This window comes from Corynebacterium glyciniphilum AJ 3170 (assembly GCF_007673095.1).
In the GTDB taxonomy this organism is placed as follows: domain Bacteria; phylum Actinomycetota; class Actinomycetes; order Mycobacteriales; family Mycobacteriaceae; genus Corynebacterium.
On record NZ_VDYZ01000440.1, the window covers coordinates 1 to 217 of the forward strand.

A 217-nucleotide genomic window follows, 5' to 3' on the forward strand; every position below is an offset into this window, starting at 1 on the left:
GACTCAATGGTACCCCACCTCTTCCACCCCTCCCTCTCCCCCACTCAACCCCCCCCCCAACACCATCTCCCATCCCCCGATCCCCATCCACACCCCCACCCCCACCCTCATCCCGCTCCCCCTCCCCCTCCTCCTCTTCCCCCTCCCCTGGAAAGCCACCGTCGCCGGGACGCGCCTCATCCTGGTGGGTATCCGCGTCTCCGCGATCCTCACCAGT

The 217-nt window shown here is 68.2% G+C and carries 1 protein-coding gene; it reads right to left on the bottom strand.

What is annotated here, in order from left to right; all coding sequences use genetic code 11:
- Positions 1 to 3: 3 nt before the first annotated feature.
- On the bottom strand, positions 4 to 217 hold a 214-nt coding region (locus FS507_RS18350), incomplete at its 5' end, for a hypothetical protein (protein ID WP_222121495.1).